Source organism: uncultured Microbacterium sp. (genome assembly GCF_913776565.1).
In the GTDB taxonomy this organism is placed as follows: Bacteria; Actinomycetota; Actinomycetes; order Actinomycetales; family Microbacteriaceae; genus Microbacterium.
In genome coordinates this window covers 1-4,955 of the sequence record NZ_CAJYPF010000225.1, presented here as the reverse complement: position 1 = coordinate 4,955, position 4,955 = coordinate 1, and the positions used below count along the sequence as shown (strand labels likewise).

Genomic DNA, 4,955 nt, shown 5'->3' with positions numbered 1-4,955 from the left:
TGGTGCTGCCGACCTTGCAGGCGGGCGGCGCGGGCGGGATCACCGCCGTGGCGAACGTCTACCCGCGCGTGATGGTCTAGATCTACGAGCGCTGGGCGGCGGGTGACCTCGACGGCGCGCGCACCGCCCAGGCATCGATTCGGGCTTTGCGCAACCTCTTCGTCCTGGGCAACCCGAACACGATCGTCAAGGCGGCGACCAACGCGGCCGGGGAGAACGTCGGTCCGTGCCGTGCGCCGTTCAACCTGCTGAGCGCCGACGCTCTCGACAGGATCGCCGCGACGGTCCGCGCCGATCAGGCTGCGGGACTGGGCTGAGAGAACGAAGAGGGGGGCCCCGCGTCGAGTGTCCTCGACGCGGGGCCCCGCTCTTCGTTACGTGCATTCATCGGTTGTACGCGGGCATCGTTCCCTTGAGCGGCGACGAGATGGCGTCGCACGCCTCGACGAGGTCGGACGTCAGCGGCCCCTTCGTCAGGGCGGCGATGTTGTCGCGGAGCTGCGATTCGCGGTTCGCGCCGATCAGGACGGCTGCGACACCGGGGCGACCGATGAGCCAGCGCAGGGCGAGCTCGTACATGGGCAGACCGGACTCGTCGGCGAGGCGGGCGAACGCGGTCGTCGCCGCGATGAGTTCGTCGGTCCAGTAGCGCTTCTTGTACATCTCGGCGAGGGCCGATCCCTCGAATCGCGCGGGCGCCGCGCCGGCGAGCGGGGAGCGCGCGATCATCCCGCCGGCGAGCGGGTTGTAGCACATGGTGGCGATGTCGTACGTCGACGCGAACTCGATCCACTCGTCCTCGACGCGGCGGGCGATGAGGTTGTAGACGTTCTGCCCGACGCTCGGGCGAGGAATACCCAACTCGTCGGCGAGCCCGACGACTTCGAGCGTCTGCCATGCCGCGAAGTTCGACACCCCGTAGGCACCGATCTTGCCCTCCTCGTGAAGCTGCGCGACGGTCTGCATCGTCTCGCGAACGGGGGTGAGGCGATCGGGCTGATGCAGGTAGAACAGATCGATCCGATCGACGTCGAGACGTCGCAGCGAGCCCTCCACCGACGCGCGCAGACCGCGCGACGACAGGGGCGAGTCCGTCCCGGCGTCGGCGTGGGGCATCCCCGCTTTGGTGGCCAGCACGATGCGGTCTCGATGGCGCTTGACCCACGGTGCGATCAGGGATTCGGTCGTCCCTCGGGCGTAGCCGTTCGCACAGTCGATTCCGGTGATGCCGGCATCGACCGCCGCCTCGAACAGCTGCTCGGATGCCGCGGCGTCGGCGGTGTCGCCCATGTTCATCGTTCCCAGGACGACGCGGGTGAGGGGGACGGTCGTCCCCGGGATGGTGAGTGAGTCCGCGGACAGATCGTCGCGCATGCGTAACCTCCTTGGTAGCCGCCTCAGTCTCCCAGGAATGCGCGCAACGCGCAATTATCTCGCGCGAAACGCGCGGTGTCGTGTTATGTTGGCTCGAGAACCCCGCCCGCTCACTGGAGAGACCGTGCCCCTCATCGCTTCCCCGACCCAGGTCGTCGCCGTCGGCGGCGATCGCCGGGGAGTACCCGCATGAGTCCCGAGGTGCACGCCGTCGCGCCGGACGTCATCGGCGTGGTCGCCGATGACTTCACCGGGGCCGCTGATTCGGCGGGCACGTTCGCGCGGCACGGGTGGACGGTGCGCCTTCTGGTGGGTGCGGCGAAACCCCCGCGCACCACCTCCGCGGAGCTGCGCACCGTCGTGGCCATCGCGACCGGCTCGCGCTCGATGAGCGAGGTGGATGCGGCAGCGGCCACGTCCCGCGCTGTGCATCGCCTGGCGGCCGCGGGAGCGCAGCGACTCTTCGTCAAGATCGACTCGACCCTGCGCGGTCCCGTCGCCGGCCAGGTGCAGGGAGCCCTGGAGGTGTGGGGAGATGACGCCCGCGTCGTGGTGGCCCCGGCCTTCCCCGCCCAGGGGCGGACGGTGATCAACGGCGTCGTCCTCGTCGACGGTGTCCCGGTGAGCGAGACCGCCTCCGGACGGGATCCCTTCGCTCCCGTCGCCTCCGACCACCTCGCCGATCTCTTCCCCGGCTTCCGACGGCTCGCCCTCGACGGCCGGGGTCTTCCGGCACCCACCCGGACCTGGGCCGACGCCGCAACGGACCGTGAACTCGACGCGGTGGCGGAGGTGATCGGCGCGGAGCCCGACGCCGTGGCGGTCGGATCGGCCGGTCTCGCCGGTGCCCTCGCCCGCCGCTGGAGCCACCCCTCCCCGCCGACCGACGCGGGCGCCGTCCGCGGCGAAGTCATCGTCATCGTGACGTCCCTCCATCCCGTCTCGGCCCTGCAGATGGCCGAGCTGGCGGCATCCGCTCCTCCGGGGGTCGATCTCGTGACGCCTCCCGTCCGTCGCGAGAGCGACCCGGCCCGTGTCGCCGATCAGATCGCCGAGCGGGTGAGCGCGCTCGTGCGCGCCCGCCGCGTCGACGCCCTCGTCGTCGTCGGCGGGGACGGTGTCGCCGCCGTGCTCGACTCCCTCGGGGCGACCGGGATCCTCGTCGACGACGTGCTCGAGACCGGCTGCCCGACCGGGACGATCGTCGGCGGAATCGCCGACGGCACCCGGATCGTCACCAAGTCCGGCGGCTTCGGTACGCCGCAGACGCTGGTCGACCTCGTCTCCCGTTTGCGGAGGGGCCCGTCCGGCCCCGACCGCCTTCCCCGCCCCGCCGATCCGAAGGAAGACCACCATGACTGAGCCCTCCGTTCTCCCGGTCCTCGCCCTCACCCTGGGCGACGTCGCCGGCATCGGGCCCGAGATCACCGTCAAGACGCTCCTGCAGCACCCCGAGCTGCGGGAGATCTGCGTGCCCGTCGTCATCGGCGACGCCGATGCCCTGCGTCGCGGAGCCGCGTTCGTCGGTCTCGACCCGGATGCGGTGCGCGTGATCGCCGACCCGCGCGACGCCGTCAACGACCCCGCTGTGATCGAGGTGGTGCAGACGGGAGGGTCGCTCGGCGACGTCCCCGTCGGCGAGCTGAGCCCGGCCGCCGGTGACGGAGCGTATCGCTTCGTCGTCGAGGCGTGCCGCCTGGCCCGCGAGGGCATCGTGCAGGGCATCGTCACAGCGCCGCTGAACAAGGCCGCCATGCAGGCCGGCGGGCACAAGTGGCCCGGGCACACCGAGCTGCTCGCCCACGAGTTCGGCGTGAAGAACTTCAGCCTCGTGCTCTCGGCGGGCGACCTCTACTTCTTCCACCTGACCGCCCACGTCTCGCTCCAGCAGGCGATCGAGCGGACCACCCCCGAGCGCACCGACGATGTCCTGACCCTCGCGGGGGCGTTCGTCCGCGCGCTCGGCAAGCCGGACGAGGCGATCGGTCTGTGCGGACTCAACCCGCACGCGGGTGAGAACCGCATCTTCGGTGACCAGGATGCCGACATCCTCGCTCCCGCCGTGGAACGAGCCCGCGACCGCGGGATCAACGCCCACGGCCCCATCCCGGCCGACGCGCTCATCCCGGCCGCCGTGCGCGGCAAGTGGAACATGGTCATCGCGTGCTACCACGATCAGGGCCATGCCCCGTTCAAGGCGGTCTACGGCGACGACGGGGTCAACATCACGGTCGGCCTGCCCGTCGTGCGCGTGTCGGTCGATCACGGCACCGCGTTCGACATCGCCGGACAGGGGATCGCGCGAGAGGCGAGCCTGGTCCTGTCCGTTCGGCGCGCGGCCGAGCTGTCGCGCGGGTGGGACGCCGTCTGGCAGACCGCGCGCGCGAGCGACCTCGTCGGCTGAGGCCGGCAGGGTCCGGCGATGCGCCCGGTCCCGCGGGGCGCGAGCGACGTGCTCTCGACCCCCGGGCGCGCCTGAGGTGACCCGGTCTCCGGGGCGCGCGAGCGAAGGGTGAGGATCCGCACGCGGGCCGTTCGCGATCCGTGAGGATCGCGGCACGGCACGAGCGCGGAGCGTAGACCGGATGCCATGACCCTCACGGCCCTGCTCCCGACCCTGCGCGCCAGCATCCCGGCGCCCTTCGACCCCTCGGCGTGGCCCGCCGGCTCCGCCCCGACGATCGACGACGTCACCGTCCGCGCGATGTCGGTCGGCCGCTACGCCGAGATCTGCGGCACGCCCTGCGTGTGCACGGGGCCGGCGGTGATCCCGGCGTCGGGAGGGGTGGCATCCCCCGTCCTGTCGACGACGGTGATCGTGGCCACGGTGACGGATGCCGGAGCCGACACCATCCGGTTGGACGCGTGCGCCGCGGGACTCGACGTCGTCTGGCGCGAGGCGCGGCTGCTGGGCCGGGTGTCGCACGCGTACGACGAGCCCTTCGCCGTGTTCGACGCCCACGGGGAGGAGCCGTGCGGCACGGTGGTGCTCCCCGGCGATGTGCGCGTCGGCGACCGGGTCGCCGTCCCCTGCCCCGGATGCCACACCGTCGGCGAGGTGCGCTGATGCTGCTGCATTCGATCGTGTACGCCTGTCGCTGCGCGCGCGTGCAGGCCGAGTTCGAGGCCTGCGCGGCCGACGACGAGGCGGAGGGCGAGCGAAACTCCTGAGATTCCGCTCGATTGCGGCCGGAACGGGGGCGGGCGGGGGCGAACGGCTCGGTTCTTCAGGAGTTCGGCTCGGCCGGTGGCGCCACAGCGGCCGGGCGACCGGCTGGGGCGGCGGGTCGCGGGGCCGGCGGGTGGGAGGGGCCGGCGGGGGCCGAGATGACCCGTAGGACGATCGAAACTCCTGAGATTCCGCGTGGATGTGGCCTGAACGGGGGCGGACGGGGGCGACCGGCTCGGTCTTTCCGGAGTTCGGCACAGCTGCACGCGCCGCGCGGGAGGCGCGTCACACCACCAGCCGGTACCCCATCCCCTGTTCGGTGAGCAGGTGCACCGGGGCCGAGGGATCGGCCTCGAGCTTCTTGCGCAACTGCGACATGTACAGCCGCAGGTACCCGCTGTCGGCGACCTGC

Annotated in this window: 6 protein-coding genes; 4 read left to right on the top strand and 2 right to left on the bottom strand. The window is 71.8% G+C overall.

Annotation, left to right across the window (positions count from 1 at the left end):
* The first annotated feature begins 80 nt into the window (after positions 1-80).
* Positions 81-317, top strand: a complete 237-nt coding sequence (locus QZ433_RS12675) for a dihydrodipicolinate synthase family protein (protein WP_295784085.1) — start codon at positions 81-83, stop codon at positions 315-317.
* Positions 318-384: 67 nt separating this feature from the next.
* On the opposite strand, the gene QZ433_RS12670 is transcribed toward QZ433_RS12675, so the two are convergent.
* Positions 385-1,374, bottom strand: a complete 990-nt coding sequence (locus QZ433_RS12670) for an aldo/keto reductase (RefSeq protein WP_295784081.1) — start codon at positions 1,372-1,374, stop codon at positions 385-387.
* A gap of 189 nt (positions 1,375-1,563) precedes the next feature.
* Here QZ433_RS12670 and QZ433_RS12665 point away from each other — a divergent pair, with 189 nt between their 5' ends.
* The 3 genes from QZ433_RS12665 (at position 1,564) to QZ433_RS12655 (ending at position 4,441) form a co-directional block, all read left to right on the top strand.
* Positions 1,564-2,736: a four-carbon acid sugar kinase family protein gene (locus tag QZ433_RS12665; protein WP_295784077.1), complete on the top strand. Its 1,173-nt coding sequence runs from the start codon at positions 1,564-1,566 to the stop codon at positions 2,734-2,736.
* Entirely contained in the window at positions 2,729-3,778 is a 1,050-nt protein-coding gene (pdxA, locus tag QZ433_RS12660) for a 4-hydroxythreonine-4-phosphate dehydrogenase PdxA (RefSeq protein WP_295784075.1), read from the top strand. The genes QZ433_RS12665 and pdxA overlap by 8 nt, the downstream gene beginning before the upstream one ends.
* A 186-nt stretch (positions 3,779-3,964) precedes the next feature.
* Positions 3,965-4,441, top strand: a complete 477-nt coding sequence (locus QZ433_RS12655) for a hypothetical protein (protein WP_295784072.1) — start codon at positions 3,965-3,967, stop codon at positions 4,439-4,441.
* 387 nt (positions 4,442-4,828) lie between these two features.
* Here QZ433_RS12655 and QZ433_RS12650 read toward each other — a convergent pair.
* Positions 4,829-4,955: winged helix-turn-helix domain-containing protein (locus tag QZ433_RS12650; protein WP_295784083.1), on the bottom strand; the 127-nt coding region annotated here is incomplete at its 5' end.